Annotated in this window: 12 protein-coding genes; 6 read left to right on the forward strand and 6 right to left on the reverse strand. The window is 70.9% G+C overall.

The window, feature by feature from the left end; translation table 11 throughout:
* Nucleotides 1–331: 331 nt before the first annotated feature.
* Entirely contained in the window at nucleotides 332–3,331 is a 3,000-nt protein-coding gene (locus tag AB0C03_RS18120) for a glycoside hydrolase family 95 protein (protein ID WP_357637912.1), read from the forward strand.
* 146 nt (nucleotides 3,332–3,477) lie between these two features.
* Here AB0C03_RS18120 and AB0C03_RS18125 read toward each other — a convergent pair whose 3' ends face one another.
* Nucleotides 3,478–6,945, reverse strand: coding sequence for an alpha-glucuronidase family glycosyl hydrolase (locus AB0C03_RS18125; protein ID WP_156057261.1), 3,468 nt, complete (start codon nucleotides 6,943–6,945; stop codon nucleotides 3,478–3,480).
* Nucleotides 6,946–7,090: 145 nt separating this feature from the next.
* Entirely contained in the window at nucleotides 7,091–8,173 is a 1,083-nt protein-coding gene (locus tag AB0C03_RS18130) for a LacI family DNA-binding transcriptional regulator (protein ID WP_036410772.1), read from the reverse strand.
* 185 nt (nucleotides 8,174–8,358) lie between these two features.
* Here AB0C03_RS18130 and AB0C03_RS18135 point away from each other — a divergent pair, with 185 nt between their 5' ends.
* From AB0C03_RS18135 to AB0C03_RS18150, 4 genes are read left to right on the forward strand one after another with little or no spacing between them, the layout of a single operon-like run.
* Nucleotides 8,359–9,579, forward strand: a complete 1,221-nt coding sequence (locus tag AB0C03_RS18135) for an ABC transporter substrate-binding protein (RefSeq protein WP_030328246.1) — start codon at nucleotides 8,359–8,361, stop codon at nucleotides 9,577–9,579.
* Nucleotides 9,576–10,691: an ABC transporter ATP-binding protein gene (locus AB0C03_RS18140; RefSeq protein WP_030328244.1), complete on the forward strand. Its 1,116-nt coding sequence runs from the start codon at nucleotides 9,576–9,578 to the stop codon at nucleotides 10,689–10,691. Before AB0C03_RS18135 ends, AB0C03_RS18140 begins: the two co-directional genes overlap by 4 nt.
* Complete coding sequence (locus AB0C03_RS18145; RefSeq protein WP_030328241.1) at nucleotides 10,688–11,581, forward strand: ABC transporter permease; 894 nt, start codon at nucleotides 10,688–10,690, stop codon at nucleotides 11,579–11,581. Before AB0C03_RS18140 ends, AB0C03_RS18145 begins: the two co-directional genes overlap by 4 nt.
* Nucleotides 11,581–12,471 carry an ABC transporter permease gene (locus AB0C03_RS18150; RefSeq protein ID WP_156057259.1) on the forward strand — a complete coding sequence of 297 codons (891 nt, stop codon included), beginning with the start codon at nucleotides 11,581–11,583 and terminating at the stop codon, nucleotides 12,469–12,471. Before AB0C03_RS18145 ends, AB0C03_RS18150 begins: the two co-directional genes overlap by 1 nt.
* Here AB0C03_RS18150 and AB0C03_RS18155 read toward each other — a convergent pair.
* Entirely contained in the window at nucleotides 12,449–13,972 is a 1,524-nt protein-coding gene (locus AB0C03_RS18155; RefSeq protein WP_051708140.1) for a gluconokinase, read from the reverse strand. The two genes, AB0C03_RS18150 and AB0C03_RS18155, sit on opposite strands and share 23 nt — an antisense overlap.
* A gap of 162 nt (nucleotides 13,973–14,134) precedes the next feature.
* On the opposite strand from AB0C03_RS18155, the gene AB0C03_RS18160 reads away from it, so the two are divergent.
* A complete protein-coding gene (locus AB0C03_RS18160; protein ID WP_030328235.1) occupies nucleotides 14,135–14,905 on the forward strand; it encodes a class I SAM-dependent methyltransferase in 771 nt (256 codons plus the stop codon).
* 13 nt (nucleotides 14,906–14,918) lie between these two features.
* On the opposite strand, the gene AB0C03_RS18165 is transcribed toward AB0C03_RS18160, so the two are convergent.
* The 3 genes from AB0C03_RS18165 to AB0C03_RS18175 all read right to left on the reverse strand — a co-directional run bounded on the left by AB0C03_RS18165 (nucleotide 14,919) and on the right by AB0C03_RS18175 (nucleotide 17,602).
* Nucleotides 14,919–15,632 (reverse strand): hypothetical protein, encoded by a 714-nt coding sequence (locus AB0C03_RS18165; protein ID WP_030328233.1) that lies wholly within the window; start codon nucleotides 15,630–15,632, stop codon nucleotides 14,919–14,921.
* Between the two features lie 106 nt (nucleotides 15,633–15,738).
* Nucleotides 15,739–16,401, reverse strand: a complete 663-nt coding sequence (locus tag AB0C03_RS18170; protein WP_030328231.1) for a response regulator — start codon at nucleotides 16,399–16,401, stop codon at nucleotides 15,739–15,741.
* Nucleotides 16,402–16,471: 70 nt separating this feature from the next.
* Nucleotides 16,472–17,602 carry a sensor histidine kinase gene (locus AB0C03_RS18175; RefSeq protein WP_357637920.1) on the reverse strand — a complete coding sequence of 377 codons (1,131 nt, stop codon included), beginning with the start codon at nucleotides 17,600–17,602 and terminating at the stop codon, nucleotides 16,472–16,474.
* Between the last annotated feature and the right edge of the window lie 33 nt (nucleotides 17,603–17,635).

Genomic DNA, 17,635 nt, shown 5'->3' on the forward strand with positions numbered 1-17,635 from the left:
GTACATCTGATGTATGTCCTTCCGGGTGGGTCGTCGGCGGCGGCATCGTGGCCCATCGCCCGGCGCTACCGCCTCGCTCCCTCGCTGCTCACCCGCCCGTGCATCTTGCTGACCGGGCACAGGGGAGCAGTGTCCAGCCATTGATCGACCGTTGCCTATTCTGTGGCCCCGGAGTAACCTTCCCGAAACACATCAGATGTCTGGCGCGTCACTGCCGGGCGTCGGCCTGCTCAGGCAGGGTCCCGGTTGGCCCCACCAAGCGGATCCCCATGTCGAGTCCCACAGTTGTCCCGCTTCGGGGTGGCCGGACTGGTCACCGTTTGGAGGATCGATGTCAGACCTGACCCGACGGCAAGCCCTCAAGATCGGCGCAGCCGGCGCGGGTGGCGCCCTCCTGCCGGTGCCCTGGACCGCCGTGGCACGCGCGGACTCGGTGGCGCCGCCCCAGGTGCTGGCCGCCGGTGACCTCGCGCTCTGGTACGACGAGGGGGCCGGCACCGACTGGCTGCGGGCGCTGCCGATCGGCAACGGCCGACTCGGCGCCATGGTCTTCGGCAACGTCGACACCGAGCGCCTTCAGCTCAACGAGGACACCGTCTGGGCCGGCGGCCCGCACGATCCCAGCAACACCAGAGGCGCGGGCGCGATCGCGGAGATCCGGCGGCTGGTCAACGCCAACCAGTGGACCCAGGCCCAGGATCTGATCAACCAGACCATGATGGGCAACCCCGGCGGCCAGCTGGCCTACCAGACCGTCGGTAACCTCCGGCTCGCCTTCGGCTCCGCCAGCGGAGCGTCCCAGTACGACCGGACGCTCGACCTCACCACCGCCACCGTCACGACGACGTACGTGCTCAACGGCGTTCGTCACCAGCGGGAGGTGTTCGCCAGCGCGCCGGATCAGGTCATCGCGATGCGACTGACCGCCGACCGCAGCGGCTCGATCAGCTTCACCGCCACCTTCGACAGCCCGCAGCGCACCACCGTGTCCAGCCCGGACGGCACCACGATCGGCCTGGACGGCATCTCCGGGAACATGGAGGGCATCACCGGCCAGGTCCGCTTCCTTGCCCTGGCCAACGCGACAGTCAGCGGCGGCAGCGTGTCCAGCTCCGGCGGCACCCTGCGGGTGACCAACGCCAACAGCGTGGTCCTGCTGATCTCCATCGGCTCCAGCTACGTCAACTACCGCAATGTCGGCGGCGACTACCAGGGCATCGCCCGGCAGCGCCTCACCGCCGCGCGCGCCAGTAGCTACGACCAGTTGCGCAGCCGGCACGTCGCCGACTATCAGGCGCTGTTCGGCCGGGTCACCCTGGATCTGGGTCGCACGTCCGCTGCCGACCAGACGACGGATGTCCGGATCGCCCAGCACAACAGCGTCAACGACCCGCAGTTCTCCACGCTGCTGTTCCAGTACGGCCGGTACCTGCTGATCTCGTCGTCGCGGCCCGGCACCCAGCCGGCGAACCTCCAGGGCATCTGGAACGACTCACTGGCCCCGGCGTGGGACTCGAAATACACGATCAACGCCAACCTGCCGATGAACTACTGGCCGGCCAACACCACCAACCTGGCCGAGTGTCACAACCCGGTCTTCGACATGGTCAGAGACCTTGCGGTCGCCGGAGCGCGGACCGCCCAGGTGCAGTACGGCGCCGCCAGTGGCTGGGTCACCCACCACAACACCGACGCCTGGCGGGCCACCGCCGTGGTGGACGGCGCGTTCTGGGGCATGTGGCAGACCGGTGGGGCCTGGCTGTCCACGTTGATCTGGGATCACTACCTGTTCAACGGCGACATCGAGTTCCTGCGGACGAACTACCCGGCCATGAAGGGCGCCGCACAGTTCTTCCTCAACACCCTGGTCACCGAGCCGACCCTCGGCTACCTGGTGACCAACCCGTCGAACTCGCCGGAGCTGAGCCACCACTCGAACGCCAGCGTCTGCGCCGGCCCCACCATGGACAACCAGATCCTGCGGGACCTGTTCGACGCCTGCGCCCGGGCGAGCGAGATCCTCAACGTGGACAGCACGTTCCGCGCCCAGGTTCGTGCCACCCGGGACCGGCTCCCACCCATGAAGGTCGGGTCGCGGGGCAACATCATGGAGTGGCTCTACGACTGGGTGGAGACCGAGCCCAACCACCGGCACATCTCGCACCTGTACGGGCTGGCCCCGAGCAACCAGATCACCAAGCGCGGCACCCCGCAGCTGTTCGAGGCGGCCCGGCGGACCCTCGCCCTGCGCGGCGACGACGGCACGGGCTGGTCGCTGGCCTGGAAAATCAACTTCTGGGCTCGGATGGAGGAGGGCAAGCGGGCCCACGACCTGATCCGCTACCTCGCCACCACCGCGCGACTCGCGCCCAACATGTTCGACCTGCACCCGCCCTTCCAGATCGACGGCAACTTCGGGGCCACCGCGGGCATCGCCGAGATGCTGCTGCAGAGCCACATCGGCGAGCTGCACATCCTGCCCGCGCTGCCGCCGGCCTGGCCGAGCGGGCGGGTGACCGGCCTGCGCGGTCGGGGCGGGCACACGGTCGGCATCACCTGGGCGAGCGGTCAGGCCACCGAGATCCTCGTCCGACCGGACCGGGCCGGCACCGTCCGCCTGCGCTCCCGGATCCTGACCGGCACCGTGACCGTGGTCGACACCGCCGACGGTACGGCGGCCCGCACCACCCGGATCGAGTCCGACCTGATCGAGGTCGCCGTGCAGGCCGGGCGCACCTACCGGGTCACCAGCTCCGGGGCCACCACACCGACGTTGGAGCAGAGCTTCAGCAACGTCGGCATCACCAGCGACAGCAACACCAACGTCGGCAACTTCGACGGTGGCGGGGCGTCGCTCTCCGCGCAGGCGCTGGCGCAGGCCGGTGCCAGCCCGGGAGGCACGATCAGCCGCAACGGGGTCACCTTCCGCTGGCCCAACGTCAGTTCCGGGGCCTCCGACAACGCCATCGCCTCGGGCCAGACCATCGGCATCAGCGGCACCGGCAGCACGCTGGGCTTCCTCCTCACCGGCACCTACGGCGCGGTGTCCGGCACCGGCACCGTGGTCTACGCCGACGGCACCCGCCAGACGTTCACGCTCAGCTCGCCCGACTGGTACGGCGGGCCGCACTCCGGGGGAACGGCGGCCATCGTGTCCGCGTACCAGAACCGGCCCAACAACGTCCGCCAGAACACCGCCGCGTGCATCTACTACGTCGGTGTCGGGTTGCAGAACAAGGCGGTGGCCTCGGTCGTGTTGCCCAACATCAGCGCCCGACCGGCGACGAACGTGCCGACCATGCACATCTTCGCCATCGCGATCGGAGGCTGACGGCAGGGGCCGCAGCCTCGGGGGAGCGTGACCGGGCCCGTCCCAGCTGGGACGGGCCCGGTCACGGATTTCGGGGGCGCTGTCGGGGTGGATGCGGTATGCCGCTCATCAGCACATCGACATGCCGGGCCAGCCGGAGCGCACGGTCAGCGGACGCGTTCCCCGTGGCTCTCGATGCGGAAGTAGTCGAAGGCGACGTCGAGGTCGGTGGAGGTGCCGGCCCGGTTGAAGGCCAGCAGCCCGGCCTTCGTCGGCTCGACGTTCAGCGTCTGCGAGCCGATGTAGCGGTAGACGCTCCCGTCGCTGGAGTAGTAGGCGCGGTAGCGGTCCCCGACCTTGGTCAGGCGCAGCCAGATGGCCCCGTCGGCCCCGACGATGCGCTGGGCGTCCGCACCGGTGATCTCCAGCGTCGACGCCGTGCCGTTCTGTTCACGCAGGAAGACGATCCGGGTCTTGTTGATGGCCGCAGTCGCGTTGCCCATCTCCCAGGCGAGCTTCACGTAGTTGTTGTCGTCCGCGTACCCGAGAACACCGCCCTGCTCGTTGTTGCCGGCGAGGGGACGGGAGAAGACCACCCGGGACTCGGCCGTCCAGTCGCCGTCGACGTCCTGCAGGGCCAGGTTCCTCGCGGTGTTGACGTTGCCCTGGAGGTCGCCCTGCTGGGCGGTGACGACCAGGGACCCGTCGGCCAGTCGTTGCCTGCTCTCGTCCGGCCGGACCCACTGCCACTGCGGGCCGAGCGGGGTCGACTCGAACTCGTCGCTGCCGGTGAGGGTGGTGTTCAGGTCCACCGTGTAGACCGACGACGCCGCGCCGTTCGTGACGGTGACCCGGGCCTGCCCGGTGGCGTTGGCCGCCTGCTCCACCGCGACCGAGGCGGCGGGGTCGGCGGCGCTGGCGGTGACCGTCGGCACTGTCGTGGCGCCGGCCGGCGTGAGGGCGTTGTAGCGCAGCACCGTCGGCGCGAAGGACGTCAGGCGCCTGCCGTCGACGCGCAGCGCCGTCAGCGTGGTGTCGGGCACCAGGTTGAAGACGTAGTTCTTTACGAGAGGCCCGAAGAAACTCTCGGTCGTGACCTTGACGACCGCCTGCCCGGGTACGCCGGCCGCCTGGGAGATGATCTCGTAACGGGCCTTGCGGTCGGCGGTCCGCACCTTCGTGATGGTCGGCGACGCCCCGGCCGGCAGCGGGATGGTGTACGAGGCGTCCGAGAGGTTGAAGCCGCCGAACGTCTTCCCGTTCACGACGATCGTCGCCGACAGTGGCGCGTCGTCGACCGGGATGTCCCGCCCGCTGAACTCCTTCCAGTAGTTCACCGAGGTGTCCCGCCAGTCGGCGGCGTCCGCCTCGTGGACCGCCAGCTTGGCACGCACCTCGGCGAACCGGCGCGCGTCGATGTCGGGCTGGAGCGCGTCCCAGGTCTCCCGCATCCAGGTCACGTACTGCACGCCCATCTGGTAGCGGTAGACCAGCTCTTCCCAGAACGTCCGCCCGCTGTCCATCCGATGGCCCCACGGCACGTGGTGGAACCACATCAGCAGGTTCTCCGGGATCGAGTCGATGGTGCCGTAGCGCTGCTCCAAGCGGGGGAAGTACTGGGCGGCCAGGTTGCTGCCGGTGGGGGAGCGGTCGAAGCCCAGACCGACGCTGTCGGCCTTGTTGTAGTAGACCGGGCTCCAATCGTCGCGGCCCGCCCAGTCGGCGGGGTCGGGACGGTAGTGGGCGCCCTCGGCGAACTGGTGACCGATGCCCAGCGGCGTCTGGTAGCTGACCAGCGACTCCCACGAGCCCATCATCATCTTCCGGATGGTGTCGACGACACGCCGGTCGTTGCTCCAGGTCATCCGCGTCCAGTCGGTCGCGATGTCCGCCGAGTCGAGGGTCCAGTCCCACGCCTGACGTCCGAAGGCGAAGAGGTTCGCCTGGGCGAAGTGGTGCCCGGTCAGGTTGTCGGCGTTGCCGAGGTTCGCGACACCCACGATGGCGGTGTCCGAGTGGTGCTGCGCGGTCCCGTCGACGATGTCGCCGACCAGCCGCTCCTTGAGCAGCTTCCCGTTCGCGTCGGTCGCGTACGTGTCGGTCTTGAGGATCTCCTCGTACATCGGACCGAGGTAGGCCAGCATCCAGTTCTGGCCGGTGTACTCCTGCGTGATCTGGAGTTCCAGGGCCTGGTTGGTGTTCTCCATCCGGCCGAACATCGGGTGGATGGGCTCGCGGGCCTGGAAGTCCAGTGGCCCGTTCTTGGTCTGCAGGAACACGTTGTCGGCGAAGCGTCCCCGGCTGCCGTCCGGCTGGACCTCGTCGTCGATCGGCCCGAACTCCAGGTAGGCCCGCTTGAGCCGGTCGTTGTCGACGTCGGCGTTGTAGACGAACGTTCGCCAGTGCACAGTCATCCCGAGCGGCGCCACCGCGGCGGCGATGGCGTTGGCGCCGTCACCGTGGTCGTACCCGAAGTCCTGTGGCCCCGGCTGGCCCTCGGAGTTGGCCTTGACGGTGAGTCCCATGAAGTCCGGGATCGCGGCCTGGATCTGCTGGGCCCGGCGGTGCCACCAGCCCCGGAAATCCGCGCCGTACGGGTCGAGCTGGCTGTTGGTCAGCGTGTCCGGCGCGAACCTGCTGTCGGTGGGCGCTGTGTACCGGATCGACAGGCCCAGCCTGATGCCGTACGGCCGCAGCGCGTCGGCGAGGGCCGCCTCCTGCGCGATGCGCGCGCTCGTCAGGTACGCGTTGTCGGCGTTGACGTTGTTGATGGTGATGCCGTTGATGCCCAGTGACGCCAGCGCGCGCGCCATGACGAGGTAGCGGTCGAGGATGACGGGCAGGTTCCGGCCGGCGCTGGCACCGGTCGCCGCGAAGTTGAAGATCGCCCCGCTCTCCCCGTTCAGCCCGCCCAGCCCGGAGGCGTTGTTGCCCGCGTAGAGACGCTCGGTCTCCCAGTTGTTCAGCAACCGGTGCTTGATCTTCGGTGACTCCGCGACCCGGAGATGGTCGATCGGTTTCCGGGTCTGAAGGAGCCGGAGGAAGGCGAAGGTGCCGTACAGCGCGCCGAGGTCGGTGTTGCCGGCGATGACGGTGAACCGTGCCCCGCCCTTCGACACCGTGCGGACTAGGTAGCCCTCGTCGCCCACAGTGGCCAGGTCGCGGGTCGCGATGGTGCGGCCCACCAGCGGTGAGCTCGCCGGTGTGCCCACCACCACCGCGCCGTCCGAGACGCCGTCGGCCGGCAGCGTCGGTGTCGACTGGACGAGCAGCCCGTTCAGGCCGCGTACCAGCTCGTCCCGGGCGGCGCCCAGCGTGGTCTCGACGAGCTTCTCGGCGGAACCGGGTGCCATGGCCAGGTCCGTGGTGTGCCGGTGCACCTTCGTGGCGTCGGCGTTTTCGACCACGATCGCCGTGGCCGCGCGGCGGTAGTCGCGCAGCAACTTCGCGTCGTCGACCGGCACGTACCGCAGCCACAGGTCAGAGCCGTTGTAGTCGTCGGGCGACGCGACCGCGGTGACCGGTGTCGCGGCGACCGGTGTCGAGGTGACAGTGAGGGTGGCCGCGACGGTGGCGAGCACCGTGCCCAGCACGATGAAGGTCCGTCGTAACCTGGGCGTCGAGCCTCGGATCATCGCCATCTCCTCGTTCGTCCGCTGGGGGCGCCGTCGCGCCCGTCCCGCGAGCGCCCGACGTTGACGGATGGATGCGCGTCGATCCTGGTCGCCGCCGCCGCGCCTCGGCAACGAGTTGTCGTTTCTTGTCGTGGGCCGGGCGGCCTCACGGCCGGTGGGCCGCCGGGTCCGGTGCGGACCGGTTCCGCGCCCACTGCCGGCGGGCGCGACCCGGGCCCGGGTTACGCGTGGCCGTCGAGTCGCGGACCACGAGGCGTACCGGCAGGACCATCGGCCGGCCGGTATGCCCGGGTGCCCCCGCGATCATCGTGAGCAGGTGCCGGGTCGCGGCCGAGCCCTCCGCGTAGAGCGGCGCCGCGACGGTGGTGAGCCCGGGCGTGACGATGTCGGCGGCGAGGATGTTGTCGAAACCCACGACGCTGACGTCACCCGGAACGTTGACGCCCATCCGGCTGAGGCCACGGATGATCCCGATGGCCATCTGGTCGTTGAAGGCGAGGACCGCCGTCGCCGGGCGGGCGCACAGCTCCCGCGCGGCCCGCTCACCGCCGGCCATGGTGGGGCTGAACGGCCCGATCTGACGGACCTTGATCTCCAGCTCCATGCCCGCCTCGAGCAGCGAACGCCAGCGGATGCCGTTGGGCCAGGACGCCTGCGGCCCCGCGACGTAGGTGATGTGATCGTGCCCCAGCTCGCCGAGGTGCTCGGCGGCCCGCCGCACCCCACGGGGGTCGTCGGTGACGACGCACGGCACGTCGGCGAGAGCGCGGTTGAGGACCACCACCGGCCGCTGTTTGGCGACCATCCGGATGGCCGAGTCGGACATCCGGCTGCTGGCCAGCACGATGCCGTCGACAGTCGACATGGTGCGTTCGACAGCCGCCCGTTCCAACCGGTCGGACTCCTGGGCGTCGATCAGCACTGTGGTGTACTCGCCGTCGGTCGCCGCCTCCTGCGCGCCGCGCACGATCTCCGCGTACACCGGGTTGGTGATGTCGGCGATGACCAGCGCGATCATCCGCGTGCGGGACGTGGTGAGGGCGCGGGCGAGGGGGTTGGTCCGGTAGCCCAACCGCTCGGCGACCCGTCGGATCCGATCGGCGGTCTCGGAGTTGACGCGACTCGGTCGCGAGAACGCGCGGGACACCGTCGAGGGTGAGACGTCCGCCTCGGCAGCGACGTCGTAGATCGTGACTCTCTTTTCCGGCGGCCTGGTGTGGTCGGGCATCTGCATGCTCCTCCCGGCTACGCGCAGTGATCATGGTATGGCGGCCGTGAATACTCGGCAATGCCCCCGCAACAATCCGGCCGCCCGATCGCATTCGCACGAGGCAATACATGGCAACCCGTTGCCGCCGTGGCGCGCCGGCTGAATCAATCAGCACCGATGACACCTGGCGGAGGGAACGGCTCATGGGTATGACGCGGCGCGGCGCTCTCCTGGTCACGGCATCGTCGCTGCTGGTGGGCGCGGTCGGGTGTGGAGCACCCGAGGCTCCCGGTGACACCACCGGCGACACCACTGGCGAGGTGCCACAGCGGCCCGGCAAGGCCGTCACCCTCAACGTCCTGGACGTGGCGGGCAACCTCCAGTTGACCCAGGGGATGATCGACGAGTTCGTCTCGAAGAACCCCGACGTGATCTCCCGGGTGACGTATTCGAAGGCACCGGCACCCGAGCTGGCCGGAAAGATCAAGGCCCAGCAGGGGGCGGACCGGGTGGACATCGGTCTCGTGCTGACCGGCGTCGACGGCCTGGCCGCCGGGATCGAGCAGGGGCTCTGGATCGACGTGTTGCCGACCTTCCAGGACCGCCTCGGCGGCATGCGCGACTACCTGGCACCGGCCGCCGCGATGCAGCAGCTCGCCGGCAACGCGGGGGTCACCGTCACCTACTACCCGTCCGGCCCGCTGCTCGAATACCTGCCGTCGCGCCTTCCGACGCCACCCACCAGCGCGGACGCGCTGCTCGCCTGGGCCAAGGCCAACCCCAGGAAATTCCAGTACGCCCGCCCGGCCAACTCGGGCCCAGGCCGGACCTTCCTGATGGGGCTGCCCTACATCCTGGGCGACTCGAACCCCAAGGACCCCACCGCGGGATGGGACAAGACGTGGGCCTTCCTCAAGGAGCTGGGCCAGTACGTCGACTACTACCCGTCCGGCACCACAGAGACGATGAAGAACCTCGCCAACGGCACCGCGCACCTCATCGTCAGCACGACCGGTTGGGACATCAACCCGCGGGTGCTCGGCACCGTGCCCAAGGAGGCCAGGATCACCCCGATCGACGGCTTCCACTGGGTCACCGACGCGCACTACGCCGTCATGCCCAAGGGCGTGTCGACCGACACCCAGGCCGCGGTGCTGGCCCTGTTGGCGTTCATGCTCACCCCCGAACAGCAGGCGAAGGCGTACGACGAGGGTTACTTCTACCCGGGCCCGGCGATCAAGGAGGTCCAGCTCTCCTCGGCCCCGCAGAAGAGTCAGGACGCGATCCGGGAGTTCGGTCGCCCGGAGTACGACGCGCTGATCGCCGGAAACCCGACCGAGGTTCCGCTCGACGCGAAGAGCCTGGTGGCGGCGTTCAGCCGCTGGGACCGTGAGATCGGCGGCGGGAAGGTCAAGCAGGGATGAGCGCCTTCTCCCAGCTGCGGCTGGACGGGGTGTCCCGACGGTTCGGCGGCCAGGCCGCGCTCACCGAGCTGGACCTGACGATCGGGGCGGGGGAGTTCATCGCCCTGCTCGGCCCGTCCGGCTGTGGCAAGTCGACGGCGTTGAACTGCCTGGCCGGGCTGCTGCCGTTGACGGCGGGGAGCATCTGGCAGGACGAGCGCCGCATCGACACACTGCCGCCGGAGCGGCGCGGCTTCGGCATGGTGTTCCAGAGCTACGCCCTCTTCCCGCACCTGACCGTCCGGGCGAACATCGCCTTCGGGCTGCGTATGCGGCGGCTGCCCAAGGAGGAGACGCGCCGGCGTACGGACGAGGCGGTGCGGCTGGTGCGACTGGAGGACCACGTCGACAAACTGCCCGGTCAGCTCTCGGGTGGACAGCAGCAGCGCGTCGCCATCGCCCGCGCCGTCGTGTTCGAGCCGTCCCTGGTGCTGATGGACGAGCCGCTGAGCAACCTCGACGCGAAGCTGCGCCTGGAGATGCGGACCGAGATCCGCCGGCTGCACCAGTCGCTGGGGCTCACCACCGTCTACGTGACCCACGACCAGGAGGAGGCGCTCTCCCTGGCCGACCGGCTGGTGGTGCTGCGGGAGGGGCGGGTGCAGCAGATCGGCTCGCCGCGCGAGCTGCACACCCGACCGGCGAACTGGCACGTCGCCGACTTCATGGGCTACCGCAACCTGTGGCGGGGGCGGGTGGAGCGGCGGGACGGCGCGCGGGCCACCGTCGAGTCGTCCGGGCACCGTCTGCTCGGCGAGGTGGTGGGCGACGTCCAGGCCGAGGCGGAGGCAGTGCTCGCGGTGCGCCCCGAGGACATCCGCGTCGACGGGCCCGGCGAGGCCCACAACGCCCTGTCGGCGACCGTCGAGGTGGTGGAGTATCAGGGCCGCGAGTTGGCGGCCGAGGCCCGCACCGACACCGGGCTGCTGCTGCACCTGCGCACCGAGCGGCGGATCGCCCCGGGCGACCAGGTCAGGCTCGGGGTCGACCCGCAGCGGCTGCTCGTCTATCCCGCCGACGCGGCGGCGGCGCAGACCAACCGCGTCCCGCAGGCCTCGGGGGCGACGCGGTGAGCCGGTCCGGGCGGCCGCTGACGCACTGGCAGCACCGCCTCGCCGAGCGGGGCGTCGACCGTCAGCTCTGGTTGCTGGTCCCGGCGCTGGTCTTCGTCATCGCCCTGTTCCTCTACCCGTTCTTCTACGGGCTGACGCTCTCGTTCCAGCCGACCACCGGCGGGCCGTTCAGCGACTACGCCCGGTTCTTCTCCGACTCCTACGAGCGGGGAACGATCGGCATCACACTGCGGATCGCGTTGCCCGCCGCGCTCCTGAACGTGCTCGCCGCGGTGCCGATCGCCTACCGGATGCGCGGCCGGTTCCGGGGCAAGCGGTTGGTCACCACCCTGCTGGTCGTGCCGATCACGCTCGGCACCGTCCTCACCGCCCAGGGGTTGTTGAACTTCCTCGGCCCGACCGGCTGGTTCAACCGTGTCCTGCTGGCCACCAACCTCGTCGACGAGCCGGTGCGGCTGACCCACAACTACTGGGGTGTGTTCCTCTCGCTGGTGATCACCGGCTTTCCGTTCGCGTTCCTGCTGGTGCTCTCGTACCTGTCCGGCATCGACCCGACCCTGGAACGGGCCGCCGCGACGCTGGGCGCGGACTGGCGTCACCGGTTCACCCGGATCACCCTGCCGCTGCTGATGCCCGGCCTGGCCACGACCTTCTGCCTGACGTTCGTCCTGGCGTTCAGCGTGTTCCCGTCGGCGGTTCTGGTCGGCAACCCGGCCGGTGAGACCCGGGTCATCTCCCTCGCCGCCTACCAGGCCGCGTACGAGCAGTACGACTATCCGTACGCGTCGGCGATCGCCATGATCATGGGCTTCGTCGAGCTGGTCGTCATCGCTGTGGTGCTCGCCGCCCGCAGCCGCTTCTACACCGGCTCCACCGGAGGCAAGGGCTGATGGCAACGACCACCCAGGCCCCACCGGCGCGGCCCCCCGCCACCAGCACCGACCGGCGGCGGCGCATCGCCGCGCGGCCGGCCGCCTGGATCGTGTGGGGCGTCGTCATCTTCTTCTTCCTCAACCTGCTGGGCGTCGTGGCGTCCGTGCTGGTCAGCTCGTTCGGCAGGCGATGGTTCGACACCTGGCTCCCGGACGGCTACACCACCGACTGGTACGTCCGGGCCTGGGACGAGTTCGCGCTGCTCCAGGTCATCGTCGTGACCCTGGAGGTCTCCGTTCTCGTCGTGGGCCTCTCGCTGCTGATCGGCGTGCCGGCCGCCTATGCCCTCGCGCGACGCTCGTTCCCGGGCAAGCGGCTGATCTTCCTGGTGTTCCTGCTGCCCATCCTGATGCCCCCGATCACGTACGGCATCCCGCTGGCGACAGTCCTCTACAAGTTCGGCCTGGCCGGGCACCTGTCCGGGGTGGTGTTGGCCAACCTCGTACCGTCGGTGCCGTTCGTCATCCTGACCATGACCCCGTTCATCGAGCAGATCGACCCGCGGATCGAGAGCGCCGCGCGCATGTGCGGCGCCGGCCTGCGCACGGTGTTCCTCCGGGTCCTCACTCCGCTGCTGGTGCCGGGCATCCTCGCCTCCGCGATCCTCGTGCTGGTCCGGACCGTGGGGATGTTCGAGCTGACCTTCCTGACCGCCGGGCCCGACTCGCAGACCCTGGTGGTGGCGCTGTACTACTCGATGTCCGCGTCCGGGATCCGGGCCCAGCAGTCGGTCGACGCCATGGCGGTCATCTACACCTCGATGATGCTGGTCCTGCTCGTCGTCGCACTGCGCTACGTGAACCCGACCCAGCTCGTGGCGCAGGTCAAGGACGAGCCGGAGCACTGAGCCCGGTGCCGGCGTCGAGGATCTCACCCAGACGACCCGCCACCGTGACGAGCGTGGGCAGCCTGGTCCGCAGACCGCGGTAGGCCGTGGCGAGCGCCGGGTCGACAGTGACGCGGTCGCCGCCGGCCCCCGGGTCGAGCTGGGTGACCGCCGCCTGGAGGTCGGCGGTGTGGCCGATCGCGAAGAGCCCGAGCGCCGCCGCGCCGAGGGTGACCTGGTCGGCCGCGCCCGCCACCTGGACGGGGCAGTCCAGGACCGCCGCCATCACCTCGCGCCACAGCGGAGACCGGAAGGCGCCCCCGGTCAGCCGTACGCTGCCGATCGGCGTCAGCTCGGCCAGCCGGTCACGGACACCGCCGAGTTGCAGGCAGACGCCCTCCACGGCGGCCCGGACCAGGTGAGCGCGTGAGTGCTCGCCGCGCAGCCCCAGGAACGCGCCGGGCGGCGCGCAGCCCTCCGGCGCGGCCGGGTCGGCCCACAGGTACGGCAGCATCACGACTCCGTCGCTGCCCGGTGCGATCCGCGCGGCGAGATCCAGCAGCGCGGGGGTGGCGTTGTCGTCGCCGAGAACCCGTGCCGCCCACCGCACCACGTTGCCGCCGTTGCCGACCGACCCGCGGACGACCCACGCGTCCTCGGTCAGCGCCGCACAGGAGAAGGTCTCGGCCGCGTCGGTGCGGGGTGCCCTGACGACGGTCCGCAGCGCCCCGGTGGCCCCGAGCGTCAGGCCGCCGACGGTGTGCTCGGTCGCCGCCGCGCCCAGGCTCCGCAACGGACCGTCACCCGCACCCACCACGACGGGTGTGCCCGGCGGCAGACCGACCGCGCGCCCGGCCGCCGGCGACAGCCGCAGCACCGCCGTGGTGGGCAGCACCGGAGGCAGTTGGCTCTCGGACACTCCGGCGAGGTCGAGGACCGCGGAACTCCACGCCCGACGGTGCACGTCGAACATCCCGGTGCCGGATGCCGAGGACAACTCGGTCACCAACATCCCGGTGAGCCGATGGACCACATAGTCCTTGAGGCCGACCCACCACCGGGTCGCCGTGCAGAGGTACGGCTCGTGCCGGGCGAACCACAGGAGCTTGCAGAGCGGGTTTCTCGGGTGCACCGGCGTACCTGTCGACCGGTGCAGCTCCCGGCTCTGACCGGACGACAGCAGTTCGCGGGCCGCCTCCGCCGACCGCGTGTCACGCCCGGTCAGCAGCGGTGTCACCGGCGTCATCGCCGCGTCCAACCCGATGAGGCCGTACCTGGCGGAACTCAGCGCGAGGGCGACCACCTCCGCCCCGGCGGTGCCGGCCACGCACGCGGAGGTGGCCGCCAGGGTGGCCGCCACGAGCACGTCCGGCTCCTGTACCCGCCAGCCGGGCACCGGCTCCACCACCGGGTACGCCCGGGTAGCGACGTGTCGGGCGGTGCCGTCCAACGTGAACGCGACCGCCCGCGCGGCGGTGGTGCCCACGTCGACTCCGACGATCACCCGACGCTCCGGCTGCATCCGCACATGGTCGAGCGGCGCTGCGCGGGCCGGCAAGCGGTTGCGCGCAGTTGTCGTCACGGCGGTGGCAGCCGCCGGTCGGGCTCGGAAGGGTCGGGCTCGGAAGGGTCGGGCTCGGAAAGACCGGGCACCGCCGACACGGGTCGTGACAGGATCGTCGGCATGTCTGCTCGGGCGCTGAGCTTCGGGATGGTGGCGAAACGGTACGAGCGGTACCGACCGGGGTACCCCGTCGAGCTTGTCGACCTGGTGTCGACGTACGCGGGTCGGCCGATCCGAACGGCCCTGGAGATCGGTGCCGGCACCGGCAAGGCGACCCGGCTGTTCACCGCCCGGGAGGTCACTGTCACCGCGACCGAGCCGGACGGGGCCATGCTCGCCGAGCTGCGCCAGCACGTGCCCGCCGACGTTCGGACCGTACCCGCCGCGTTCGAGGACCTACGGCCGGGCGCGGCGAGGTACGACCTGGTCTACGTGGCGGCGGCACTGCACTGGACGAGACCGGCGGGTCGCTGGTCGCGGATGGCGGCGCTGCTGGAACCGGGCGGCGTGTTCGCCTCGTTCGGCGGACCGGTCCAGCTGACCGACCCGGCCGTGGCGGACGCCGTCCGCGCCGTCCGGGCACCGTTCCGGGACAGCGACGAGATCCCGTCTCCCGACGGCACGCCCCCGGAAGAGGCCATGCAGTGGCCGGGCACCGAACTGCGCCGCTCCGAATGGTTCACCGATGTCCAGCAGAGCGTGATCGAGCGGCGTCTGACGATGAGCGCGCGCGACTACGTCGGCTACCTGTCGACGGTCTCGGCGTACCTCGAACTGCCGAGCGAGGCGCAGGGGCGGCTCTTCCGCCAGATCGAGCAGATCCTGCCCGAGACTGTCGAGCTCAGCGCCGACATCGTCGTGCACCTCGCGCGTCGACGCACCGAGCGGTAGCACCACCGGGCGGTCAGACCAGGAACTCCTCGCGCATCCGCGCACCCAGGTTGATCCCGCCGACCGTCCGTGGACCGGCCGGATCGTGCACGGCGACGGTGTTGTTGCGACGCATCAGCTCACGGACGGCAGGTGGCAGTCGCGGCGGGTCGTCCATGGCCACCAGGACCCGCCCGGCGCTGGAGATCAGTCGATCGGCCAGGGCGGCGGCGTCGGTGTCCACCCGCACCCGGCCGTACTCCCAGCCGGAGGTGGTGAGGTCGAGCACCTCGAACACGCGGGTCAGCAACGGGTTCGGGTCGGTCACCCGGTCGAGCCGGGGCGCCCGGCTGCCGACCACCGTGACGGCGGCCGCCACCTGCGCGTACGGGTGGAAGCCGCACGGCAGCGCGAACAGCGGCCAGCGCAGGGCCGGGCCGGCCTCCTTCCACAGCGGCCGGTAGTTGCGGCGGTGCACCAGCAGCCGCCGGCCCGTCCGCCGGTGGATCTCCTGGGCCTGGGCCTGCAGGTCCACATGGGCCTCGTCGGCTACCTGACTCACGATCCGGGTCGCCACCACCAGGCCGTCGTCGCTGTCCAGCGAACCGGTGAGCGCCTCGACCTGGTCGTTGAACCGGATCCGCGCGTGGGAGCCGTACCGGGACTGGACGTCGTGCAGCAGCGCCTGCTGGCGTCCCGGGTCGAGCTGGACCCGCCTACCGCCCAGCAACCGACGGAGCCAACGCATGTCGCCTCGATTCAGCAGAGCCGTCGCGGACGGCGGCAATGCTAGTGCGTCGCCTCTTCCCGGTGTCGCCAAGGGGGTTGATCGACTCCGCTGTCCGGGGCGGCGCTCACCGGCGACGGGGCGTGATCAGCCCTGACTCGTACGCCCACACGACCAGTTGGGCCCGGTCGCGGCAGTGCAGCTTCGTCATCGCCCGGTTGACGTGTGTCTTGGCGGTCAGCGGACTGATCACCATGCGCGCGGCGATCTCGTCGTTGGTCAACCCACGGGCGACCAGCTCGACGATCTCCTGCTCCCGGGCGGTCAGCACGTCGCGGCCGGCCGTCGGCTCGGCCGGCGGTGGGCCGGCCACGAACTCACTGATCAGCGTGCGGGTGACGGTCGGCGCGAGCAGCGCGTCCCCGCGCGCGACGACGGCGACGGCGTGCAGCAGGTCGGCGGGGTCGGCGTCCTTGAGGAGGAAGCCGCTGGCGCCCGCCCGTAGGGCGGCGAAGACGTAGGAGTCGAGCCCGTAGTTGGTCAGGATGAGAACCCGGATGCCGGCGAGGTCGGGATCGGCGGCGATGCGCCGGGTGGCCTCGATGCCGTCGAGACCGGGCATCTGCACGTCCATCAGGACGACGTCCGGGCGCAGGCGTCGCGACAGGTGGACGGCCGAGCTGCCGTCGGTCGCCTCGCCGACGACCTCCAGGTGGTCCTCGGCGTCGAGCAGTGCCCGGAAGCCGGCTCGCATCAGCGCCTGGTCGTCGGCGAGCAGCACCCTGATCATCGCGGCCCCGGCGGCCGGCGGGTGCCGCGCGCTCCGGCCCGGCTCGCTCGGGCCTGGCTCGATCGGCCGGTCACCGCGGGCCGTCCAACGGGAAGGTGGCCCGCACGGTGAACCCGTGGTCGTCGTGCGCGGCGGCCCGCAGGGTGCCGCCCAGTGCGCTGACCCGCTCCCGCATGCCCCGCAGACCCACGCCCGGGGTCAGCGGCTGGCCCGGTGACGCCCGACCGTCGTCGGTGACCGCGACGGTGAGCCCCGCCGGGGCGTACTCCACCTGGATGTGCGCGGTCGCGGGGCCGGCGTGGCGGGCCACGTTGGTCAGTGCCTCCTGGATGACCCGGTATCCGGCCTGGTCGACCTCGTCGGGCAGGTCCCCGCGCTGACCGGTGACGGTCACCTGCACCGGTACGCCGACCGCCCGGGTCCGCTGGGCCAGCTCGTCCACCCGGGCCAGCCCGACGCGATCGGCGTCGGTGGGCGCGCGCAGGACGTCGAGGGTGGTCCGGAGTTCCCGCATGGCAGCGCCGCTGGCCTCCTGGATCGCCAGCAGGGCGGCCGACGGCGCCTCGCCGTGTTTGCGGGCCAGGTGCACGGCGATCCCGGCCTGCACCTTGATCACCGAGATGCTGTGGGTCAGCGAGTCGTGCAGGTCGCGGGCGATGCGCAGCCGCTCCTCCCCGGCACGCCGCAACGCCATCTCCTCGCGGGTGCGTTCGGCTTCGACCGCCCGCTGCTCGACCTGCTCCAGGTACGCCCGACGCTGCCGTCCGACGAGCCCGGCGACGTTGGCGGCCACGAACCAGCCGAACAGCAGGGCCGTCCGCTCGAGGATCACCTGCCCCGGCTGGCCGGGCGGCGCCACCGAGACGTCGCGGGCCAGGAAGCCGCCGAGGAAGGCGACACTGGCCACGACGGCCGCCGATCGGTGCCCCTGCCAGGCGGCGAGGTACACCGCGCCGAGAACGGGGAACGCGGCGGACACCCCGGGGTGCACCCGGAGGTGAACGGCCAGCATGGCGACGGTGACCACGCCCAGCGCCACCACCGGGTAGCGCCGGCACACCGCCAGGGCCACCGCCATGGCCAGGACCAGGGCGACGTCGAGCACCTCGACCGTCGCGGCGTCCGGGGTGAGCGCGGCGTTGCCGAGCAGGAGGACGCCGAGGGCGAGACCGCCGAGGGCGTACGGGAGGTCGCGGCGCATTGTCGCACTGTAGAACGGCCGCCGCCGGTGCAG

The sequence above is a fragment of the Micromonospora parva genome, from assembly GCF_040649675.1.
Classification (GTDB): Bacteria; Actinomycetota; Actinomycetes; order Mycobacteriales; family Micromonosporaceae; genus Micromonospora; species Micromonospora parva.

Bases quoted from the DNA above. Each gene is read 5' to 3' on its own strand.
- AB0C03_RS18120 (WP_357637912.1), top strand. From the start codon at position 332: ATGTCAGACCTGACCCGACGGCAAGCCCTCAAGATCGGCGCAGCCGGC.
- AB0C03_RS18160 (WP_030328235.1), top strand. From the start codon at position 14,135: ATGTCTGCTCGGGCGCTGAGCTTCGGGATGGTGGCGAAACGGTACGAG.
- AB0C03_RS18155 (WP_051708140.1), bottom strand. From the start codon at position 13,972: ATGCAGCCGGAGCGTCGGGTGATCGTCGGAGTCGACGTGGGCACCACC.
- AB0C03_RS18170 (WP_030328231.1), bottom strand. From the start codon at position 16,401: ATGATCAGGGTGCTGCTCGCCGACGACCAGGCGCTGATGCGAGCCGGC.
- AB0C03_RS18150 (WP_156057259.1), top strand. From the start codon at position 11,581: ATGGCAACGACCACCCAGGCCCCACCGGCGCGGCCCCCCGCCACCAGC.
- AB0C03_RS18125 (WP_156057261.1), bottom strand. From the start codon at position 6,945: ATGATCCGAGGCTCGACGCCCAGGTTACGACGGACCTTCATCGTGCTG.
- AB0C03_RS18135 (WP_030328246.1), top strand. From the start codon at position 8,359: ATGGGTATGACGCGGCGCGGCGCTCTCCTGGTCACGGCATCGTCGCTG.
- AB0C03_RS18140 (WP_030328244.1), top strand. From the start codon at position 9,576: ATGAGCGCCTTCTCCCAGCTGCGGCTGGACGGGGTGTCCCGACGGTTC.
- AB0C03_RS18165 (WP_030328233.1), bottom strand. From the start codon at position 15,632: ATGCGTTGGCTCCGTCGGTTGCTGGGCGGTAGGCGGGTCCAGCTCGAC.
- AB0C03_RS18130 (WP_036410772.1), bottom strand. From the start codon at position 8,173: ATGCCCGACCACACCAGGCCGCCGGAAAAGAGAGTCACGATCTACGAC.
- AB0C03_RS18175 (WP_357637920.1), bottom strand. From the start codon at position 17,602: ATGCGCCGCGACCTCCCGTACGCCCTCGGCGGTCTCGCCCTCGGCGTC.